We start from the raw sequence: 20,243 nt of genomic DNA, 5'->3' as shown, positions 1-20,243 counted from the left end.
CGGGTGACCCTTTGAACGAGCAGCCAGCCGCTCGCACATCGTCCGCAACGCTACGCCCCTCGGCGTGTCCGGGGTTGCTGCGTATCGTCCCGGCGCTGGACGGCGGAATCTGTCGGATCAAGCTGGCGGGCGGCGTCATCTCCAGTGCGCAGGCACTGGCGGTCGCGCAAGCGGCGCAGACGTATGGCCGGGGCGTAATAGAAGCCACCAACCGCGCCAATCTGCAGATTCGCGGCATCGGCGCCGATCACGACGGTCTGATCCGTTCGCTGATGGCCGCAGGACTCGGTCCTGCCAGCCCTGCCAGTGATGATGTGCGCAACCTGATGCTCAGCCCCACCGCCGGGCTTGATCCGCACATGCTGTTCGATGCCCGACCACTGGCGACGCAGATTCTCGAGGCTCTTGAAAGTCACCCGCGTTTTCACGAGCTGTCACCCAAGTTCGCGCTGTCGCTGGACGCCGGTGAAGCGCTGGTGATGCTGGAGCATCCGCACGATGTGTGGCTGTCGGCTTTGAAAATTGACGACGAAGTGCTGCTGGCTTTCGGCCTGGCAGGTTGTCCGGCCATTGATCGCCCACTGGCTGCCGTGCCGCTGGCTGCCGGGCAGGTACTGGTTATCGCGCTGCTCGAGCTGTTCCTCGATCTGGCCCGTCCCGAGCACACCCGGATGCGGCATTTGCTGGCCGAGGTCTCGGTGGATGATCTGCTGCAGCAATTGTCGGCCCGCCCAGGACTTGCGTTGCGGGTTGATCAAAGGGTAACCAGCTGGCAGCGTCCGGCCCTTCCGAGAAACGGGCATATCGGTGTCTACCCGCAGCGGCAGGCTGGAAGGGTCGCAGTCGGTGCTGTAGTGCCGTTGGGGCGTCTTGACGCGGCAATGCTGACTGCGGTGGCGCAACTGGCGGTCGATCAGGGTGATGGCACATTACGCCTGACGCCGTGGCAAAGCCTGTTGCTGCCCAATGTGCCAGTCGAGCAGGCGTCGGTGGTAATGGCGCAATTACACGCGATGGGCCTGATCTGTTCGGTCGAACAGCCTTTGGCGCAGATATTGGCGTGTACCGGTTGCGCCGGTTGCGCCAAAGGGCTGGCCGACACCAAGGCAGATGCCTTGCAGCTGGCGGCCGGGCTGGCTGACAGTCGGGCCGTGCACCTGAGCGGTTGCAAGCGTTCCTGTGCCGCTGCGCATGTTGCCCCGGTGACCTTGCTGGCTGTTGCGCCCGGCCGTTATGACCTTTATTTTCGCGACGCAGCGCATCCCGGTTTCGGTGTGCTGCGCGCGCGTGACCTTACTATTGAAGCAGTCAGCGCGCAGTTGAACGCTGACTCACGGAGCAACATTGCATGATTGACTACATCCGCGATGGTCAGGAGATATATCGCAATTCCTTCTCGATCATTCGCGCCGAGGCGCGCCTGGACACGATCCCCGCCGATCTGGAAAAACTCGCCGTGCGCGTGATTCACGCCTGCGGGATGGTCGAGGTCATCGAAGACCTGCGCTTCTCGCCAGGTGCCGGTACAGCGGGGCGCAATGCTCTGGCGGCCGGTGCGCCGATCCTGTGCGATGCGCGCATGGTTTCCGAAGGCATCACCCGCACGCGCCTGCCCGCCAACAACCCGATCATCTGCACATTGCATGATGAAGGCGTGCGAGAAATGGCTCTCGAGCTTGGCAATACGCGCTCTGCCGTGGCGCTGGAACTGTGGCGTCCGCACCTGGAAGGCAGCGTGGTGGTAATCGGCAACGCGCCGACGGCCCTGTTCTATCTGCTGGAAATGCTCGACGCAGGCGCGCCGAAACCCGCGCTTATTCTCGGCTTTCCGGTCGGTTTTGTTGGCGCTGCCGAGTCCAAGGCGATGCTGGCCGCCGACAGCCGCGGCGTGCCATTCGTGATCATGCAGGGCCGTCGCGGCGGCAGCGCCATGGCCGTGGCCGCTGTCAACGCACTGGCCACGGAGATCGAATGATGCAGGCACGCGGTCGATTGATTGGCCTGGGCGTCGGCCCCGGCGACCCGGAGCTGATTACCGTCAAGGCGCTGCGCCTGCTGCGTGAGTCGCCCGTGGTTGCGTACTTCGTGGCCAAGGGCAAAAAAGGTAATGCGTTCGGCATCATCGAAGCACATCTGCAGGACATGCAGACCCTGATGCCGCTGGTCTATCCCGTCACTACCGAGGCACTGCCTGCGTCGCTGTCCTACGAGAAAGTCATCAGTGATTTTTACGACGAATCGAGCCTTCTGGTCGCCGCGCACTTGGATGCCGGACGTGATGTGGCGGTGATCTGCGAGGGCGATCCGTTCTTCTACGGCTCTTACATGTACCTGCACGATCGTCTGGCCGAGCGTTATCAGGCCGAAGTGATTCCGGGTGTGTGTTCGATGCTCGGCGGCGCGTCGGTGCTGGGCGCACCTTTGGTGTATCGCAACCAGAGCCTGTCGGTGCTGTCCGGTGTGCTGTCCCACGACGACCTGAAACGCAAGCTGGCGGACGCCGATGCGGCGGTGATCATGAAACTGGGACGCAACTTCCACAAGGTGCGTGAAGTGCTGACCGAGCTGGGCATGGCCGGGCGCGCGCTGTACGTCGAGCGCGCTACCATGACCAATCAGAAGATCGTGCCGCTGGACCAGGTCGACCCGATGTCGTCGCCTTACTTCTCACTGATCATTGTTCCCGGCGACAGGTGGCAAGGCTGATGACTCTCGAAACTCCCGCCATCGTCATTCTCGGCAACGGTAGCCTGGCGACTGCAAAGCGCATTCAACAGCTTTATCCCGGAGCGCTGATTCATGGCCTTGCCGAGCGTGTGCAGGGGGCCGATAACGTCTACGACGAGTTCGGTACAACGGTGCGTCAGTTGTATCAGCAGAATACGCCGATCATTGCCCTGTGTGCTGCGGGCATTGTGATCCGCACGCTGGCGCCATTGTTGTTGGAAAAAGGCGCCGAGCCGCCAGTGCTGGCCGTGGCTGAAGACGGCAGTGCCGTTGTGCCGCTGCTTGGCGGTCTGGGAGGGGTCAATGTCATGGCGCGCAGCATTGCCAGTGCGCTTGGTATCGCGCCGGCAATAACCACCAGCGGCGAGTTGCGCTTTGGCACCTGCCTGCTTAATCCGCCCAGCGGCTATGCGTTGGGCGATCTGGAACTGGGCAAACGCTTCGTTTCCGACTTGCTCTCCGGCGAACGTGTGCGTATCGAAGGCGAGGCTCCGTGGCTGGCACAGGCGCAGCTGCCCGAGGACCCACAGGCCGAGCGGACGATTCATGTCGGTTCGGCGGTGCGCGCGCCTTCGTCTAACGAATTGCTGATCTATCCGCGCAGTGTGCTGGTGTCTGTCAGCGCAGTAACCCATGAGCTGGCTGCGCAAGTGCGCACTGCATTGCGCGACGCAAACATAGCCGAGCAATCTCTGGCTTGTCTGCTGGCCAGCGAAGATCAGATGGCCAGTGCGCTGTTGCATCAGGCGGCAGAGGCGCTGGGTGTTCCTTTACGCTTTGAAAGGGCCGGATCGGCCAGCGAAATGGCCACAGGTGCAGTACCGCAACGGCTGGCGTTGCTCGGCATGGGCGATGGCATTGCGATCGCCGTCGCGGCGCAACCGCTGGATGTGCAGAGCATTGGCCGTGGGCGCGGGCGTCTCGCGGTCATTGGCCTCGGCCCTGGCGCAGCGGACCTGATGGTGCCTGCGGTCAAGGCCGAACTGGCGCGCGCCAATGATGTGCTTGGCTATGAAACCTACGTGCGCATGGCCGGACCGTTCCGCGCCGATCAAGTGCTGCACTGCACCGACAACCGCGAAGAAATGCTGCGTGCCCGGCATGCATTCGAGCTGGCTGCGCAGGGGCGCTCGGTGGTCGTGGTGTCGTCGGGTGACCCCGGGGTTTTCGCCATGGCGTCGGCGGTGCTCGAAGCGCTGCACGAGTCCGATGACCCACACTGGCATTCTGTCGAACTGGAAATCCTGCCGGGCGTCTCGGCTTCTCTGGCCACTGCCGCACAGGCGGGCGCGCCCCTGGGGCATGACTTCTGTGTGCTGTCGCTTTCCGACAATCTCAAACCGTGGGAAATCATCGAGAAACGCCTGGACCTTGCATGTCAGGCAGATCTGGCGCTGGCTTTCTACAACCCCATTTCCCGTTCCCGACCCTGGCAGCTGGGCAAAGCGCTTGAGATCGTTCGTCAGCATCGCAGTCCGCAAACGCCCGTTACGCTTGGGCGTGACGTGGGCCGTCCGGGCCAGACGCTGCGTGTCATCACACTGGGCGAGTTGACGCCGGAACAGGTGGATATGCGAACGATGGTGCTGATCGGCTCGTCTCTGACCTGCACGTTTCCTCGTAACGAAGGCGGCAGCTGGGTCTATACGCCGCGTTGGTATGGCAAGAAACCTACAGTCTGAGACCGCAGGCTTGTCATACCGGCATCGAGCTTGTTGTGGGAACGTGCTGAAACTTCTGTGCAATGCCAAGTATTCAGGTCAAGGTTTTTACCTGGATGTTCGAGCGACCGGAGGCTCTTCGTGCTGTCAGGTTTGAGGGACGTTTCCCTGTGCAGCCAGAGAATCTTCGTTTGACCACTATTCACACCGGGTGCTGAGTGTGCGGAAACCCTGTGCATTCCAGTGAAGGCTTCAGAAACAGTTCATAAAGCCTGCAATGTGCGGTTTGTCTGTGCCAAAAAATGCCTGATTTATTTCGTTAGTCTTCTTCCAGTCCATCAGGGCTCATGAATTAAAGGACTAATGAAATGAAACATGAAAATACAATGAACACTGCTGACAACCTTCATTACATTGCGACCTGTGAACTGGCTGAATGCCCACCATCGTTGACCGCCTACTCCGCAGCCAGAAAGCCCGAATTGCTCTTGGCAGACGATCTGACTGACTCCGATCCAGGCGATGAGCCTGCCAAGGGGGCGGTTGTCGCAAGCAGTCTGTTGGCATTTGCCGAGGGTATGTCGCGCCAGAGCAAGGAAGACGTCATGGACTCCTTTCTGTTTGCCACCCTGGTGGCCAACAAGGCGTTCAACCCTGAAACTCAAGGTAATCAGTGGTATGACAAATTCAACGAAGTGCTCTCCAGGCTTGGCTGGCTTTCCACCCATTGGAACTATGCACGCTATCACGCTGCCCAGCAGCGCTTCAGCATGGATGAGGTGGGTCTTGAGATCCTTGCTTCGGCTGTTACCGCAGCAGCTTTGCCGGGGCCTGCATCACTGCTGATGCTCAAGGTCGCCGCTGACGCCTTGGCTGCGCTGAAAGCCAAAAAAGAACCTTTACGCCTGTTCGAGAGCCAGGCCAAGTCACATCGCGGGGGCAGTTTTCGCGTTGCCTCTTGCATGGAATCCGCTGACAAGATTGTGATTCTGGCCATGGGCGCGGTCAGCTTCAAGACTGATAGTGAGGTCACCAATGTCCTGTTCTGGGAATGGCAGGACACCCATGTTGAAACCTGGAAAGGCGAGGACAATCTGGTGCTCAATGCAGGCCTGTATTCGCGCCATCGCGACCTGATTCAGCAAAGGCTCGGCGACAACGCCAAAAGTGCAATCGAGGAGTTTGAAATCTGATCGGGTTGTTTACGGAGGCAATGATTGCCTCCGCGTTCGGGATAAAAGGAATTTCCCATGAAGCAGGAATTGAATGTTGTCGTCGTTAATGCGGGCTGTTTGCTATTTTTTTGCGGGCCGCAGCAGGTCGCGCTGAACAACGATGTGCTGGACTCGATGTTGTACGTGCAGTTGGCCGCATCAAAGCAACACCCAAAGTTTGCCGACTTTGAAAAATGGAATGAAACCCGTCTTGCTGCAACTCTGCGTTTCGGCTGGGTGCTGAGTGCCAGCGAACATGTCAGCGAGCCTTTGCAGGTGGGGAGTGTAGAGACAATATGGAATCGCATGAGGCTTGCCCTTGCACCTACGGCGTCACCCGATGCGCTAGGGCGGGCAGAGGCTTATATGCGCTCGGTTTGCAATCAGCGCGCCGGGAACGAAGCGCTTAAGTTGCTGAGTCGTCATACGCTACAGAGCGGTCTGGATCATGCAGGAAGATTGCAGGTCAGCGTGGTCTTGCAACTCGGGTTTTTCGACGCTCAGCGTAACCTGACACTGGCGCAGCTTCATTTCGCCACCCGTCAACCACTGGCATCCGGCTTTCTTTTCGAGGTACTCGAACCGCAGAGCATCTACGGCAACATCGCCGTGACTGTATATTCAATGCAATTGATCGACCAGGTCTATTCACAGTTTCGCGCAGGCATAGACGCAGCGCTGTCGAGCAAACGTGTCGGTCTGATCATGACGCCTGGAGACAGGCCTGATGTCTGATCCGGATGAAACCCTGCTGACAGGCTCCAGCCTGCTGTCCTTCCACAATATCGACGCTTGTTTGCGCCAGGACATCATAAGCTGCCTGCAGCACGCCAGACTTGTCGCGGATGATCAACACTCTCCTCAGCGGGCCTGGCATTTATGGCTGGACGTTTACCAGAGATCTATTGTTGCCAATGGCGGGCTGCGTAGCGCGGGGGGCAACGACGTACGGTTGAACATTCACAGTTTCCGGGACATCGGCAAATTGCGGTTTCCGGTGGTTGATAATGCCGTCGAACTTCGCCGGTTGTACCACCGTTCGCTCGACACTCTACTGGCCAGTGACCATGCGAAGACTTTTTTCAGCAGTTGGTTTACCTCTGGGCGCTCTGAAAGCTTTCAACTCATGCCATGTGTCATGCACAACAAAGATGAGGCGACGATCCTTTTGTGCAGCCTGCAGATGACGACCACAGCGTTGAGGCCCGCATTCTATTTCTGGCAGATACTCGGCGGAGAAATGCGAGTGCATGCAATCAGTGCAGCGTTCCGCTTCAGTCGCCAGAGCTTCGAGCCTTTTCGACAAACTGTTCAAGATTCTCTGGCTGATCGCGCACGGGCCGAAATCATCAGTCTTTAACAGTGCGGCCAAGCCCCCATGGAAGGGAGTAATGCAAATGAATTCGGGCACAGGTAATGGAGCGTATCTGGGTGATATCCACAGTATGGTGGCGTTTCTTCCCGGGCTTTCGGGCGAGGATCGTAACGACATTCTGGACGTTCTTCTGGATGCGCAGTTGTTCGCGGGCAAACAGTTTGATTTCACGACGCAGTGGAGCAGCTGGATGCACTACTACCGCAGCCGGCTCAGGACGCGTGGCCTACAGCAAAAAGGCGTGGTTCTGGGCGACTCACTTATCGTAAGCAACGTTGACGATTTGGTGCAGGCAACTTTCAAGGTCAGCAATCCTGCGGATCGCAAGCGTCTGGGCAGCATGGTGCAGCGTGCCTTCACGGCGATGGGCGTGAATCAGGCGGCAGCGTCCTACTTTCAAGACGGCTTCGATCAGGGGCGTCTGGGCAGCTTTCAAGTGGTGCCCTGCGAGAAGTATGAGCCGGGCCGGATACTCCTGCTGCTTTGCAGTCTGCACTTGAGCGTCGACGAACGTAGTGCAGGCAGACGAAGGCTGCTGTTCCATTTCAAGGGCGGCAGTTACACCTTCGACACAAAGATTTATGCGGAACATCGTAATGACGTGGCGCGCTATCTGGATGGCAGGGCGAAAAGTCTGATACGTGCCGCCTCTATCTGAACAACTCAAGGCAACAAATAGCCCCTGATGCCGGTGAATATGATCTGTGCGGCCAATGCACAGACGAACAACCCCATCAGGCGGCTGACGATCTGCAAACCTTGATCACCGAGAATACGTTCGATGCGATTGGCCAGATACAGCACGACCCCGACTGTCAGGCTCGCCAGAGCGATACTCAGGATAGCCGCGAGTTTGTCGTCCCAATGCGGCTGACTGACGCCCATGACCAGCAGTGCGCCAATCGTGCCGGGGCCTACCGTCAGGGGGATGGTCAACGGAACAATGGTGACGTCCTGCTGGACGTTATCGGTCTGCACGGCTGACTTGCCTTGAGCCATGCCCAATGCCGAGATGAACAGCACAGTGCCGGCGCCGATTCTGAATGCGTCCACCGTGATCCCGAATACATCGAAAATCACTCTTCCGAACAGGTACAACAGTACGCTGGAGACCAGCGTAGCGAGCGCTACTTTCCAGGCCAGACGCCTTTGCTCCTTGCGCGAGTGGCCGCGGGTCAGGCTGATGAAGCAGGAAAGGACGAAGAACGGACTGTAAAGCACCAGCATTTTCAGATAAACGCTGAACAACACGTGAAGCATGGCTTCGACTCACAGCAGCAGGTGGATGGCACCGCCAGTCTATCAGGCCTTTAGCGGCTTCCCGTAGCGGTGTCAGTTCTGCTGATACAGTTCGCCAGCCGAGGTCAGCCCGCGAGCCTTTTCGCGATGAGCGACCCAATGCTCCACGAGTTCGCGCAGTTGGGACAGCTCGATGGGCTTGGCCATATGGCCATCCATGCCCGCCTGACGTGCGCGATCCTTGTGCTCGGCGAGAATATGCGCGGTCAGTGCAACGACGGGTGTGCGCACGCGCTGATTGCCGACTTCCCATGCACGCAATTGCTCGGTGGCCGAGAACCCGTCCAGTATCGGCATTTCACAGTCCATCAGTACCAGGTCGTAACGCTGCGCTTTCATGGCGCGCAGTGCTTCTTCGCCATTGCTGGCGGTGTCGGGGTTCAGGTTGAGCTTGCCGAGCATGCCCCGGATCACTTTGGTCGAAATGCTGTTGTCTTCGGCCACCAGAATGCGGAAGTCGCCGGGCACGCTGGCCGGAATGTTCGGCACGTTATTGGCCTTGGAGGCAGTCACGCCTTTGTTCAGCTGGGTCAGCTCATCGGCCAGTGTGGTCTTGAGCGTATAGCCTGCCACCGGTTTGGCCAGAATGCGTTTGATGCCTGAATTGCGCGCGATGATCTTGCTCGGCGCATTGCTGATGCCTGTCAGCATGATCAGCAGAATGTCATGATTGAGGCTTGGATCTTCCTTGATCTTGGCTGCCAGCTGCATACCCGTCATACCGGGCATGTTCTGATCGAGCAGAACCACATCGAAATAATCCCGCAAGTGCGCCTTTGTCCTGAGCAGCGCCAGCGCTTCCTTGCCGGAAGCGACAGCGCTGACATTCAAGCCCCACGCGCTACATTGCTGGACCAGCACCTTGCGGCAGGTGTCATTGTCATCGACAACCAGTACGCGGGCATCCTTCAGAGGGCTGTCCAGGTCAATGGTCGGCTGCTCGAGCAGGCTTGCGTCCATTGGCAGCGTCAGCCAAAGCATGTTGCCTTTAATGCCGCTGCTCTGGATGCCGAATTCGCCGTCCATCAGGACGATCAGCTGACGCGCGATGACCAACCCCAAGTGGCCGCCCAGCCTGCTGCTGGCCAGGAAATTCCTGCTGTGCAATTCAGCGTGCAGCAATTCGTCCCTTTCTTCATCGGAGAGCGATTCTCCGCTGTCCTGGACCGATATGCGCAGGCGATGGCTGCCGGACTTCGAGGTATCCAGCGCAACAGCCAGCAGAATCTCGCCTTCGTCGGTGTTCTTCAGCGCATTTTCCAGCAGGCTCAGCAGCGTCTGGCGCAGACGGGTCGGGTCGCCATTGATGACGCGAGGCACCTGCGGCTGGATCAGACTGATCAGCTCCACCTGCTGCTTTTCGGCCTTGGCGCGGAAAATGTTCAGGCAGTCCTCGACCAGCGCGGCGATATCGAATTGCACGTCATCGAGTTCGATCTGCCCTGACTCCAGCTTGGTGATGTCCAGAATCTCGTTGATCAATGTCAGCAGTTCATTGCCGGCACTGTGGATAGTCTGCACATAGTCGCGCTGTTTGACTGACAGGGGCGTGCCGAGCAGCAGTTCGGTCATGCCCAGCACGCCGTTCATGGGCGTACGGATCTCATGACTGATCTTGGCCAGAAACTCTGCCTTGGCATTGATTTCGGCAGTACTGGCTGCCTGATCGCGGCTGAGGCTGAAGCGGTCTTCGGTGATGCTGCGATGACGTTCGCCGAGTGCCAGGCTCATCAGCAGGCCGCTGATGCAGAAGACGCTGAGCAGCGCGAGTATCAGCCATTGTGGCGGCACCAGGCTCAACCACAGCAGGCCTGGCAACACCACCATGTAACCGATATTGAAGGTGATCATCCCGAACACGAACAGCCGCGCGGAGCGATAGCCCTTTTGCCAGTGCCACATGGATACGGCAAGAATGCTCAGCGTCGTGATGGAGACCAGAACGAAAGTCAGGATATTGATAGGCAGACTGCTGTCGGACAGCACCACCAGAGCGCCGAGGCCCATGAGCGCTGCAATGCCCAGCAACAGGCGATCCAGCTTGCGCGCCCGACGATGAATGAAGAAGCAATAGGTGTAGATCAGACCTGCGACAGCGGCCAGCAGCAGCGCCAGATGCGAACTGGGTGTCTGCGCAATGTGCCAGGGGTCGATCGGGCGGAGCAGATTCAGCAGCAGCAGGGCGCTGAGCCCGAGCAGGGATTCGCAGGCCGCCAGCCACAGATTGCTGCGTGAGCGCGTATGCCCGAACCGTGTCAGGTTCTGTACGATCAGCATCGCCAACGCGCCAAACAGCAGGCCGAACAGTAACGGTTCGGTCTCGTTGGCAGCGCTCTCGATGGCTGGCTCCAGGGTGATACTGGGGCGCATTTTCTGAGCCGATACAAGCCTCAGGTAGATATCCAGTGAAGCCGCACTTTGCGGGATTGGCAGCAGGAAATCGTTGGACGGCAGGCGTTGATCTTCCAGAGGCACCTCATTGCCGGTGCGCAAGTGATCAACCAGTCGGTCGCCATCCATGACGTACATGTCTGCGCTGGCAAGGTCAGGTGCAAAGATGCGCAGGAGTTGCTCATGCTGCGTGGGATGCAGCCGGTAATGCAGCCAGACCGCACCGCTGTGATCTGTCGCCGTGACGCGCTCCAGTTCGATGGGGCTGAACTGATTCTGATAGCGCGCCGAGCGGATTTCATCCAGCGTCAGGCTGGCTTTTTCGTCGAGCAGCGTCGACCAGCCTGCGCCATGCTCTGCCTGAGCCGAAAGCATGAACAGCAAGGTCAGCAGTCCGACAGTTGAGGCTATGGCAATCCTGAGCCAGCGCACTATGAAATCCCTTCGTGAGTGAATGCCAGGTAAACCGCGCAACGCCAGGTAAACCGGCCAGCACCTTTGATCAGGTGCCAGCCCGGTCGTTTATTCCTGTTCTTCGCCACGCTCGCGGGCAATGGCACGGTAGCCAATGTCATTACGATAAAAACAACCTTGCCAATCGACTTTCGCTGCCAGCGCGTAGGCGTTTTTTTGCGCACTGCCCACGCTGTCACCCAATGCTGTGGCACACAGTACACGACCGCCGCTGGTCACGACACGATCATCCTGCAAGGCGGTGCCTGCGTGGAATATCTTGCCTTGCAGTTGTGCGGCAGCGTCCAGTCCATTGATGACCGCTCCTTTGGCGTAATCGCCAGGATAACCGCCAGCTGCCAGCACGATACCCAGGCTCGGACGCGGGTCCCATTGTGCTTCGACCTTGTCCAGCGCCTGCGCCAGAGCTGCTTCGACCAGCAATACCAGGCTCGATTGCAGACGCAACATGACCGGCTGTGTTTCCGGATCGCCAAAGCGGCAGTTGAACTCGATCACCTTGGGGTTGCCAGCCTTGTCGATCATCAGACCAGCATAGAGGAAACCGGTGTAGACGTTGCCTTCCTCGGCCATGCCCCGGACGGTCGGCCAGATGACCAGGTCCATGACACGTTGATGAACCTCGGCAGTCACTACCGGGGCAGGGGAGTAGGCACCCATGCCCCCGGTGTTCGGACCGCTGTCGCCATCGCCGACCCGTTTGTGATCCTGGCTGGTGGCCATGGGCAGCACATTCTTGCCGTCGACCATGACGATGAAGCTGGCTTCCTCGCCGTCCAGAAACTCTTCGATTACTACCCGCGAGCCCGCGTCGCCGAAAGCATTGCCTGCCAGCATGTCGCGAACTGCATCTTCGGCTTCTGCCAGGGTCATGGCGACGATGACGCCCTTGCCGGCGGCCAGGCCATCGGCCTTGATGACGATCGGCGCACCTTTTTCACGCAGGTAGGCCAGCGCAGGCTCGATGTCGGTGAAGTTCTGGTAGTCGGCCGTGGGGATCTTGTGACGTGCCAGGAAATCCTTGGTGAACGCCTTGGAGCCTTCGAGCTGCGCAGCAGCGGCGGTCGGACCAAAGCAATCCAGGCCGCGACTGCGGAACAGGTCGACGACACCCGCAACCAGCGGCACTTCCGGGCCGACGATGGTCAGGGAAACATTCTTTTCTGCGAAATCCGCCAGTTGTTCCAGTGCCAGAACGTCGATGGCCACGTTCTCGCACTTTGCCTCGATCGCAGTGCCCGCATTGCCAGGTGCGACAAACACCTTCTGAATACGTGAGTCCTGAGCTACTTTCCAGGCCAGGGCGTGTTCACGACCGCCGCTGCCGATGATCAAAACATTCATTTCAAAAACCTCGATGACGCTGGTTCTGGAGTACGCGCTGTGTCGATGACGACCAGTGCCGCAGTACGAGGCCGCAATGGCGCGGGTGCATGCGAGGCGGAGCGGACTTCGCTGAGCCCGATTGCCTGTTGGCAATGTGCATCAGCGAAGCCCCGTCCAGCGAAGCACAAACCTGTGACAGTGCGACCGTTTTTCTGATTAATGCCTGAAGTGGCGCATGCCGGTGAACACCATCGCAATGCCGGCTTCGTCTGCCGCAGCAATCACTTCGTTGTCGCGCATCGAGCCGCCTGGCTGGATGACGGCAGTGATGCCGACCTTGGCCGCGTTGTCGATACCATCGCGGAACGGGAAAAATGCATCGGACGCCATGACTGCTCCTTGCACCTGCAGACCGGCATACTCTGCCTTGATCGCGGCGATGCGCGCGGAGTTCACGCGGCTCATCTGACCTGCGCCGACGCCGATGGTCTGGCGGTTACGGGCGTAGACAATGGCGTTGGACTTCACGTACTTGGCGACTTTCCAGGCGAAGATCAGGTCATGCATTTCGTGTTCGGTAGGCGCACGCCGGGTAACGACCTTAAGGTAATCCGAGGTGATCATGCCGATGTCGCGGCTTTGCACCAGCAGGCCACCGTTGACGCGTTTGTAGTCCCAGGCCGGAAGACGCTCGCTCCACTGGCCACTGGTCAGCAGACGTACGTTGGCTTTGCTGGCCACGATGGTGCGGGCTTCGGCGCTGACGCTTGGGGCGATGATGACTTCAACGAACTGGCGTTCGACGATGGCCTTGGCCGTTGCAGCGTCCAGCTCGCGGTTGAACGCGATAATGCCGCCAAATGCTGATTCGGCGTCGGTGGCATAGGCCAGTTCGTAGGCCTGGCGAATGCCGCCTTCGTCGTCAGGGCAGACTGCTACGCCGCACGGGTTGGCGTGCTTGACGATAACGCAGGCGGGCTTGACGAAGCTCTTGACGCACTCCAGCGCAGCATCGGTGTCGGCAACGTTGTTGAACGACAGTTCCTTGCCTTGCAACTGGGTCGCAGTGGCGATACCGACTTCGGCCGGCTTGGCTTCCACGTAGAACGCCGCGCTCTGGTGCGGGTTCTCGCCGTAGCGCATTTCCTGAGCCTTGACGAACTGGGTGTTGAAAGTGCGCGGGAATTGGCTGCGGCCTTCGGTGCTCAGGGTGTCGGCAGTCTGGTCGACGCCACCCAGGTAGTTGGCAATCATGCCGTCGTAGGCCGCAGTGTGTTCGAAGGCCTTGAGCATCAGGTCGAAACGCTGTGCGTAGGTCAGGCCTCCAGCCTTGAGGCTTTCCAGTACCTGACCGTAATCGCCTGCATTGACCACGATGGCGACATCTTTATGGTTCTTTGCTGCAGAACGGACCATGGTCGGGCCGCCGATATCAATGTTCTCGATGGCGGTCGGCAGGTCGCAGCCTGGCTTGGAAACAGTGGCTTCAAACGGATACAGATTGACGGCTACCAGATCGATCGGCTTGATGCCGTGTTCGTTCATGATCGCGTCGTCGGTACCGCGACGACCCAGAATGCCGCCGTGGATCATGGGGTGCAGGGTCTTGACCCGACCGTCCATCATTTCAGCGAAGCCGGTGTAGTCAGCCACTTCGACTGCCGCAACGCCATTGTCCTTGAGCAGCTTGAACGTACCGCCAGTGGAGAGGATCTCGACGCCCAGCGCTTCCAGCTCGCGGGCAAACTCAAGGATTCCGGTCTTGTCGGATACGCTGATCAGGGCGCGGCGGATCGGCAGGCGGGTAATCTGGTCGGTCATCTCGATTTCCATCAAAAGCAAAAGAAGTCAGCAAAAAAAAGCGACCACGGTGCAAGGTCGCCTTTTCTGTTTTGAATGCTTTAAAGCAGATCGTACTGTTTGAGTTTCTTGCGCAAGGTGCCTCGGTTCAGGCCCAGCAGCTCGGAGGCTTTCGTCTGGTTGCCCTTCACGTAGTTCATCACGCTTTCAAGAAGTGGCGCCTCGACCTCCGACAACACCAGGTTGTAGACGTCAGTGACGGATGCGCCTTCGAGGTGGGCGAAATAATTGTGCAGCGCCTTCTCGACACTTCCGCGCAGGGTCTGACCCTCTTCGCTCGGCGTGTTGAGGTGCTGTTTCAAATTGACATTGTCGCTCACGGGTGTTGTTCCACTCACTAAAGTCTCGGTCATCAACGTCATGCGGCCACCTCTTTATCATTCTGGTTATCCGGGCCCTTGCAGCCTTGGCTGAAGAACTCCCGAACGTTGGCGCACTGTGCATCTGTATCGTCCAAACGATTGAAACGGGCGCGGAACTCTCTGGCGCCCGGCAGGGTTGCGAGATACCAGCCGACGTGTTTGCGCGCAATGCGCACACCCATCACGTCTCCATAGAACGCGTGAAGCGCTGCCAGATGCTCAAGCAGAATGCGTTCCACTTCACTCAACTGCAGGGCCGGAAGTGTTTCTCCGGTGAGCAGATAGTGTTCTATCTCGCGAAAAATCCAGGGGCGCCCCTGAGCGGCCCTGCCAATCAACAACCCGTCTGCGCCGGTGGCCTGAAGCACGCGCCGGGCCTTTTCCGGTGAATCGATGTCGCCATTGGCGAAGACCGGGATCGACACCGCCTGCTTGATCGCGGCGATGGTGTCGTATTCGGCTTCGCCGGTGTAAAGGTCGGCACGGGTTCGCCCATGTACCGCCAGCGCCTGAATACCTGCCTGCTCGGCAATTTTCGCCACTGTCAGGCCATTGCGGTTGTCGCGATCCCAGCCGGTGCGGATCTTCAGCGTTACCGGCACATCCACCGCAGCCACGACGGCCTGCAGGATGTCATTGACCAGTTGCTCGTCTTTCAGCAGCGCCGAACCCGCCGCCTTATTGCAGACCTTCTTGGCCGGGCAACCCATGTTGATGTCGATGATCTGGGCGCCCAGTTCGACATTGGCACGCGCTGCGTTTGCCAGCATCTGCGGATCACCTCCGGCGATCTGCACCGAGCGTGGCTCGGGATCACCTTCGTGGATCATGCGCAGACGCGATTTGCGGCTGTTCCACAGGCTCATGTCACTGGTGACCATTTCCGACACCACCAGACCGGCGCCGAGTTGTCGGCACAGCTGACGGAAAGGCTGGTCGGTGACGCCCGCCATCGGGGCGAGAATCAAGCCGTTATGCACTGTATATGGGCCGATGCGTACTGCCGACATAGCCTTACCTGTAGTGGAGGCCAAATCATCCGCAGGCCGTGTAAAAAACCGTTTCACCCGGTCTGCAACGGCCTGTCCAGCCAGCCGTCTGCGCCACTCCCGAATCGAACCGAGAGTTTGAAAAAGGGTTGGCATGATACCCGCTCTCGATGACTGGATAAAGGCTGAATTGGATAAAATCTGAACAGTTCTTTTGCAGGCATCCGCCGCGCATTTTCGGTGCATCCAGAGGAAAAACTTCGGCGATCGTGCAGGCTTCCGGTGAGCAGAGCGCCTTTTTCAGTTTAGACGCTGTGTGTCTCTTCGGCGTAAAGCGCTCATTCGGGAGAGCGGAAGTTCAGGCTGTAATTCACCGCTTTGGCGCCAGGATCAAGGATGTCCAGCGCAATATGGATTGGCGTCTGCGGTGGCATCTCCTCTTTGCCGGCCATTTCACCGCTCAGGTATTCGCTGGGCTTGAACCGACGACTGGCAATCAACTGACCGCCGGTATCGGAAAAACGCAGCTCGAGCAGGGGAAAGGGCTGTGAAAACGGCGCACGGTTATAGATGATCGCGTCAACCACCAGAGCGCCTTGGAATTCAGGGTGGCTGCGTACGATGAGGTTGCTGCTCTTGAGCTGTGAGATATCGACTTTCGACGGCACCTTGCAGCCGATCTGCGGGCAGATCTGCTGAAACCACGGTCGATACTGATCCTGGCGCGCGAGTTGGTCAAAGTGATACCAGACGTACTGCCCAGCCAGCCCTGCCAGCGCCAGCACTACCAGCAAGCCCCAGGCCAGACGGCGGCCCCAGCGGGGTTTGGGACGCTGCCAATCCAGCTGCAGCGGGTCATCGCTGAGGTCCAGAAGTGTCTGATCGCGAACCGCAGGCTCGTTGCGTCCGCGTTTGCTGCGCGGGTCCGGCTCTGGCTCGTTGTCGTCGTCATGGGGGGCATCGTCTTCGTCGTCATCCACAGCTGACCAGCGTTCAGCTTTTTCGGCTGGCGGTGTTTTGCGCGAGATGATGACCGGCATGTCTGGCTCGTCGTCGTCCAGGTCCTTGTCGAGGCTCAGGGATGGCTCGGTACGGTCCCGGTCAGCAGGCGACAGAGGGGCCGCATCTTCGGTCGAGTCGGTGTCGGGGATGACTTCGGCGTGCAGCTCTGGCACATGTTCGACGTCGTCGTTGTGCAGGGTGTCTACCCAGGCCGCTTCTTCAGTCTGATGGGTATCGCGCTTCGCGCTCAGGTTCACCGGCTCATCGTCGACCTTGCTGATCGACCGTCCAAAGGTGTCGGGGCGGCGTGTTTCTCGCCGTTCGAGGCGCGCCAGCTCTTCGTCCAGGTTCAGGTTGTCGAGGTCCATTTCGCTGACCTTCCAGGGGTCGTCTTCCTCGACCGCTTTTTCCGGTTCGGGCGCACGTTCCGGAATCGGCACTGGCTCGTGCTCCGGAAGGGGCTCTGGGCGAGGTTGCTCGAGCACGACCGGCACGCTGGCCGGTGGCGCTTTTTCGGAGTCATCGATAGCACGCTGTTCCAGCAACTGCCGGGCGGCGTTGAAAACCTGTAGGCAGGCTCCGCAACGCACTACGCCCCGGGCCACGCTCAGTTGAGCGTGACTGACTCTGAAACTGGTCTGGCAGTGCGGGCACTGGGTGACAAAACTGTCGGTCATGCGGCTGTCCGGTTGAAGCGGCGGTTAACGGCGGCGTCCCGTGATGCGTACCCAGCCATCTCGGTTTGCGATCGGGTCCAGATCAAAGCTGTCAGCATAGGCCGCAGCGACTTCTTCACCTTGTTCGGCGAGGATGCCTGACAAAGCCAGGCGACCACCGGTCCTGATCAGCGTTGCCAGTTGTGGTGCGAGAGAAACCAGCGGGCCAGCCAGAATGTTGGCGACCAGCACATCAGCCTGCTGAGGCGGCAGGTCTTCGGGCAGGTACAGCGGGAAACGCTCGGCAGCGATGTTGTTACGTCCGGCATTGTCGCGAGAGGCTTCCAGCGCCTGAACATCAATGTCGGTGCCGACGGCCTGCTCGGCGCCCAGCAGCAGCGCAGCGATGGCCAGAATGCCCGAGCCGCAGCCGAAATCCAGTACGTGGCAGCCCTGGAGGTCCTGGCCGTCCAGCCATTCGAGGCAGAGGGCGGTGGTCGGGTGCGTGCCGGTGCCGAATGCCAGGCCCGGGTCGAGCAGCAGGTTCACGGCATCTGGTTGTGGCGCAGCGTGCCAGCTAGGCACGATCCACAGGCGCTGGCCGAAACACATGGGCTGGAAATTATCCATCCAGCTGCGTTCCCAGTCCTGATCTTCGATGACTTCGGCGCTGTGTTCAGGCAATTCTTCCCCGGTCAGCAGGCTCAGGTGCGCCAGCGCCAGTTGCGCGTTGGTGTCGGCCTCGAACAGGGCGAGCAGGTGAGTGTGCGTCCACAGCGGCGTGGTGTTGAGTTCCGGCTCGAAAATCGGCTGGTCTTCGGCGTCCATGAAGGTCACGGAAACGGCGCCGACTTCAAGAAGCGCATCTTCGTAGGTTTCGGCTTGTTCTGGGCTGATGGCGAGGCGGACTTGCAGCCAAGGCATGGCGGATTACCTTCGATCTGAATATGAGTGCGGCTGACAGGGCCGATATGGCCGCAGGAAGCGGGCAAGTTTACTGCTATGCGCTGCAAACAACAAAGCCGCATCTCTGCGGCTTTGTCGTTTTGAAACACACTGGCTTATTGATTGGCCAGTTTGTGCTCCAGGTAGTGGATGTTGACGCCTCCTTCGCAGAAGCCTTCATCGCGAGTCAGATCACGGTGCAACGGTATATTGGTCTTGATCCCGTCAACCACGATTTCGTCCAGGGCGTTGCGCATGCGTGCCATGGCTTCTTCGCGGGTCGCGCCCCAGGTGATCACTTTGCCGATCAACGAGTCGTAGTTGGATGGCACTTTGTAACCGCTGTACAGGTGCGAGTCGACCCGTACGCCATTGCCGCCTGGGGCATGGAAATGCTTGACCAGACCTGGGCTCGGCACGAAGGTTTTCGGGTCTTCGGCGTTGATCCGGCATTCCAGCGCATGGCCCTTGATGACGACGTCATCCTGGGTATACGACAGTTTGTTGCCGGCGGCGATGCTGAGCATCTCCTTGACGATGTCGATGCCGGTGACCATTTCCGAAACCGGATGCTCCACCTGAACGCGGGTGTTCATTTCGATGAAGTAGAAGCGGCCGTTCTCGTAGAGGAACTCGAAAGTGCCAGCGCCACGGTAGCCGATATCGACACATGCCTTGACGCAGGCGGCGAGTACGTCCGCACGTGCCTGTTCATCGATGAACGGTGCCGGTGCTTCTTCCAGAACCTTCTGGTGACGGCGCTGCAGCGAGCAGTCGCGGTCGCCCAGATGAATCGCCTGGCCCTGGCCGTCGGAAATGACCTGGACTTCCACGTGGCGCGGGTTGGTCAGGTATTTTTCCAGGTAGACCATCGGGTTGCTGAACCAGGCAGCCGCTTCGGCGCGGGTCTGGGCAGCGGCTTCGATGAGGTCTTCCTCGCGATGAACCACACGCATGCCGCGACCACCACCGCCACCGGCGGCCTTGATGATCACCGGGTAGCCTACTTCGCGACCGATGCGCAGAGCGATTTCTTCGTCTTCCGGCAGCGGGCCGTCGGAACCCGGAACGGTCGGTACGTTGGCCAGCTTCATGGCGTCCTTGGCAGAAACCTTGTCGCCCATCAGGCGGATGGTTTCTGCTTTGGGGCCGATGAAGGCAAAACCAGATTTTTCGACCTGTTCGGCGAAATCGGCGTTTTCTGCAAGGAAACCGTAGCCAGGGTGGATCGCCGTGGCGCCGGTAACTTCAGCGGCCGAGATAATCGCCGGAATGTTCAGGTAGGACAGATTGGCCGGTGCCGGGCCGATGCAGACTGTTTCGTCCGCCAGGCCCAGGTGCATCAACTCGCGATCTGCCGTTGAGTGTACAGCGACGGTCTTGATGCCCAGTTCTTTACAGGCACGCAAGATGCGCAAGGCAATTTCGCCGCGGTTGGCGATCAGAACTTTTTCCAACATCGCAGGCTCTCCCCGGGTCAAACGATTGTGAACAGCGGCTGGTCGAACTCAACCGGCTGACCGTTTTCTACCAGGATGGATTCGATTACGCCGCTGGCTTCTGCGGTGATGTGGTTCATCATTTTCATCGCTTCGACGATGCAGATGGTGTCGCCTTTCTTCACGGTCTGGCCGACTTTGACATAGGCAGGCGAAGTAGGCGCCGGGGTCAGGTAGAAGGTACCGACCATAGGCGACTTGACCACAAAACCGTTCAGTTTCGGAGCCGATGGGGCTTCTGCAGCAGCCGGCGCTGCAGCGGCAGCAGGTGCTGGTGCAGCGACTGGCGCGGCAACCGGGGCAGGTGCGTAGTAAGGCTGCGCCGGAGTCTTGCTGTGGCGGCTGATCCGCACGGATTCTTCGCCTTCACGAATTTCTAATTCGTCGATGCCGGACTCTTCCAGCAATTCGATCAGTTTCTTGACTTTGCGAATATCCATTAATCAACTCCCAAGGTTCTGTT

Annotated in this window: 18 protein-coding genes; 8 read left to right on the top strand and 10 right to left on the bottom strand. The window is 59.2% G+C overall.

Annotated elements, in window-relative coordinates; translation table 11 throughout:
* The first annotated feature begins 11 nt into the window (after positions 1-11).
* From cobG to ALO43_RS10135, 8 genes are all read left to right on the top strand, one after another.
* A complete protein-coding gene (gene cobG / locus ALO43_RS10170; RefSeq protein ID WP_080268195.1) occupies positions 12-1,352 on the top strand; it encodes a precorrin-3B synthase in 1,341 nt (446 codons plus the stop codon).
* Complete coding sequence (locus ALO43_RS10165; protein WP_003368856.1) at positions 1,349-1,975, top strand: precorrin-8X methylmutase; 627 nt, start codon at positions 1,349-1,351, stop codon at positions 1,973-1,975. The genes cobG and ALO43_RS10165 overlap by 4 nt, the downstream gene beginning before the upstream one ends.
* Positions 1,975-2,706 (top strand): precorrin-2 C(20)-methyltransferase, encoded by a 732-nt coding sequence (locus ALO43_RS10160; RefSeq protein ID WP_005888640.1) that lies wholly within the window; start codon positions 1,975-1,977, stop codon positions 2,704-2,706. The genes ALO43_RS10165 and ALO43_RS10160 overlap by 1 nt, the downstream gene beginning before the upstream one ends.
* Positions 2,706-4,409, top strand: a complete 1,704-nt coding sequence (cobJ, locus tag ALO43_RS10155) for a precorrin-3B C(17)-methyltransferase (RefSeq protein WP_054997463.1) — start codon at positions 2,706-2,708, stop codon at positions 4,407-4,409. The genes ALO43_RS10160 and cobJ overlap by 1 nt, the downstream gene beginning before the upstream one ends.
* A 347-nt stretch (positions 4,410-4,756) precedes the next feature.
* Positions 4,757-5,581 carry a hypothetical protein gene (locus ALO43_RS10150; protein ID WP_053480988.1) on the top strand — a complete coding sequence of 275 codons (825 nt, stop codon included), beginning with the start codon at positions 4,757-4,759 and terminating at the stop codon, positions 5,579-5,581.
* A 57-nt stretch (positions 5,582-5,638) separates the two neighbouring features.
* Positions 5,639-6,337 carry a hypothetical protein gene (locus tag ALO43_RS10145; RefSeq protein WP_054997462.1) on the top strand — a complete coding sequence of 233 codons (699 nt, stop codon included), beginning with the start codon at positions 5,639-5,641 and terminating at the stop codon, positions 6,335-6,337.
* Complete coding sequence (locus ALO43_RS10140; protein WP_054997461.1) at positions 6,330-6,962, top strand: hypothetical protein; 633 nt, start codon at positions 6,330-6,332, stop codon at positions 6,960-6,962. The genes ALO43_RS10145 and ALO43_RS10140 overlap by 8 nt, the downstream gene beginning before the upstream one ends.
* 37 nt (positions 6,963-6,999) lie before the next feature.
* Complete coding sequence (locus ALO43_RS10135) at positions 7,000-7,635, top strand: hypothetical protein (RefSeq protein WP_053481367.1); 636 nt, start codon at positions 7,000-7,002, stop codon at positions 7,633-7,635.
* A 5-nt stretch (positions 7,636-7,640) separates the two neighbouring features.
* On the opposite strand, the gene ALO43_RS10130 is transcribed toward ALO43_RS10135, so the two are convergent.
* The 10 genes from ALO43_RS10130 to accB form a co-directional block, all read right to left on the bottom strand.
* Positions 7,641-8,237 carry a MarC family protein gene (locus ALO43_RS10130; RefSeq protein ID WP_005888650.1) on the bottom strand — a complete coding sequence of 199 codons (597 nt, stop codon included), beginning with the start codon at positions 8,235-8,237 and terminating at the stop codon, positions 7,641-7,643.
* A gap of 72 nt (positions 8,238-8,309) precedes the next feature.
* A complete protein-coding gene (gene retS, locus ALO43_RS10125) occupies positions 8,310-11,099 on the bottom strand; it encodes a hybrid sensor histidine kinase/response regulator RetS (protein WP_053481365.1) in 2,790 nt (929 codons plus the stop codon).
* Between the two features lie 90 nt (positions 11,100-11,189).
* On the bottom strand, positions 11,190-12,485 hold the full coding sequence (purD, locus tag ALO43_RS10120; protein WP_024670347.1) for a phosphoribosylamine--glycine ligase: 1,296 nt from the start codon (positions 12,483-12,485) through the stop codon (positions 11,190-11,192).
* Between the two features lie 198 nt (positions 12,486-12,683).
* On the bottom strand, positions 12,684-14,288 hold the full coding sequence (purH, locus tag ALO43_RS10115; protein WP_054997460.1) for a bifunctional phosphoribosylaminoimidazolecarboxamide formyltransferase/IMP cyclohydrolase: 1,605 nt from the start codon (positions 14,286-14,288) through the stop codon (positions 12,684-12,686).
* Between the two features lie 80 nt (positions 14,289-14,368).
* Positions 14,369-14,689, bottom strand: coding sequence for a DNA-binding transcriptional regulator Fis (fis, locus tag ALO43_RS10110; RefSeq protein ID WP_005888657.1), 321 nt, complete (start codon positions 14,687-14,689; stop codon positions 14,369-14,371).
* The gene (gene dusB, locus ALO43_RS10105; protein ID WP_005888658.1) at positions 14,686-15,699 is read right to left on the bottom strand and encodes a tRNA dihydrouridine synthase DusB; all 1,014 of its coding nucleotides are present in this window, start codon (positions 15,697-15,699) and stop codon (positions 14,686-14,688) included. Before dusB ends, fis begins: the two co-directional genes overlap by 4 nt.
* Before the next feature lie 317 nt (positions 15,700-16,016).
* Positions 16,017-17,357, bottom strand: coding sequence for a DUF3426 domain-containing protein (locus tag ALO43_RS10100; protein WP_054997459.1), 1,341 nt, complete (start codon positions 17,355-17,357; stop codon positions 16,017-16,019).
* A 24-nt stretch (positions 17,358-17,381) separates the two neighbouring features.
* The gene (gene prmA, locus ALO43_RS10095) at positions 17,382-18,260 is read right to left on the bottom strand and encodes a 50S ribosomal protein L11 methyltransferase (RefSeq protein ID WP_024670345.1); all 879 of its coding nucleotides are present in this window, start codon (positions 18,258-18,260) and stop codon (positions 17,382-17,384) included.
* 137 nt (positions 18,261-18,397) lie between these two features.
* A complete protein-coding gene (accC, locus tag ALO43_RS10090) occupies positions 18,398-19,741 on the bottom strand; it encodes an acetyl-CoA carboxylase biotin carboxylase subunit (RefSeq protein ID WP_005888662.1) in 1,344 nt (447 codons plus the stop codon).
* Between the two features lie 17 nt (positions 19,742-19,758).
* A complete protein-coding gene (gene accB, locus ALO43_RS10085) occupies positions 19,759-20,220 on the bottom strand; it encodes an acetyl-CoA carboxylase biotin carboxyl carrier protein (protein WP_024670344.1) in 462 nt (153 codons plus the stop codon).
* Positions 20,221-20,243: the final 23 nt, after the last annotated feature.

The sequence above is a fragment of the Pseudomonas tremae genome (assembly GCF_001401155.1).
GTDB lineage: Bacteria > Pseudomonadota > Gammaproteobacteria > Pseudomonadales > Pseudomonadaceae > Aquipseudomonas > Aquipseudomonas tremae.
Note: the sequence above shows the minus strand (reverse complement) of the source record. Positions and strands in the feature narration are given on the sequence as shown.

Bases quoted from the DNA above. Each gene is read 5' to 3' on its own strand.
- ALO43_RS10130 (WP_005888650.1), bottom strand. From the start codon at position 8,237: ATGCTTCACGTGTTGTTCAGCGTTTATCTGAAAATGCTGGTGCTTTAC.
- accC (WP_005888662.1), bottom strand. From the start codon at position 19,741: ATGTTGGAAAAAGTTCTGATCGCCAACCGCGGCGAAATTGCCTTGCGC.
- accB (WP_024670344.1), bottom strand. From the start codon at position 20,220: ATGGATATTCGCAAAGTCAAGAAACTGATCGAATTGCTGGAAGAGTCC.
- purH (WP_054997460.1), bottom strand. From the start codon at position 14,288: ATGACCGACCAGATTACCCGCCTGCCGATCCGCCGCGCCCTGATCAGC.
- ALO43_RS10160 (WP_005888640.1), top strand. From the start codon at position 1,975: ATGCAGGCACGCGGTCGATTGATTGGCCTGGGCGTCGGCCCCGGCGAC.
- dusB (WP_005888658.1), bottom strand. From the start codon at position 15,699: ATGTCGGCAGTACGCATCGGCCCATATACAGTGCATAACGGCTTGATT.
- ALO43_RS10135 (WP_053481367.1), top strand. From the start codon at position 7,000: ATGAATTCGGGCACAGGTAATGGAGCGTATCTGGGTGATATCCACAGT.
- ALO43_RS10145 (WP_054997462.1), top strand. From the start codon at position 5,639: ATGAAGCAGGAATTGAATGTTGTCGTCGTTAATGCGGGCTGTTTGCTA.
- purD (WP_024670347.1), bottom strand. From the start codon at position 12,485: ATGAATGTTTTGATCATCGGCAGCGGCGGTCGTGAACACGCCCTGGCC.
- ALO43_RS10165 (WP_003368856.1), top strand. From the start codon at position 1,349: ATGATTGACTACATCCGCGATGGTCAGGAGATATATCGCAATTCCTTC.
- cobJ (WP_054997463.1), top strand. From the start codon at position 2,706: ATGACTCTCGAAACTCCCGCCATCGTCATTCTCGGCAACGGTAGCCTG.
- prmA (WP_024670345.1), bottom strand. From the start codon at position 18,260: ATGCCTTGGCTGCAAGTCCGCCTCGCCATCAGCCCAGAACAAGCCGAA.
- ALO43_RS10150 (WP_053480988.1), top strand. From the start codon at position 4,757: ATGAAACATGAAAATACAATGAACACTGCTGACAACCTTCATTACATT.
- fis (WP_005888657.1), bottom strand. From the start codon at position 14,689: ATGACGTTGATGACCGAGACTTTAGTGAGTGGAACAACACCCGTGAGC.
- ALO43_RS10100 (WP_054997459.1), bottom strand. From the start codon at position 17,357: ATGACCGACAGTTTTGTCACCCAGTGCCCGCACTGCCAGACCAGTTTC.
- ALO43_RS10140 (WP_054997461.1), top strand. From the start codon at position 6,330: ATGTCTGATCCGGATGAAACCCTGCTGACAGGCTCCAGCCTGCTGTCC.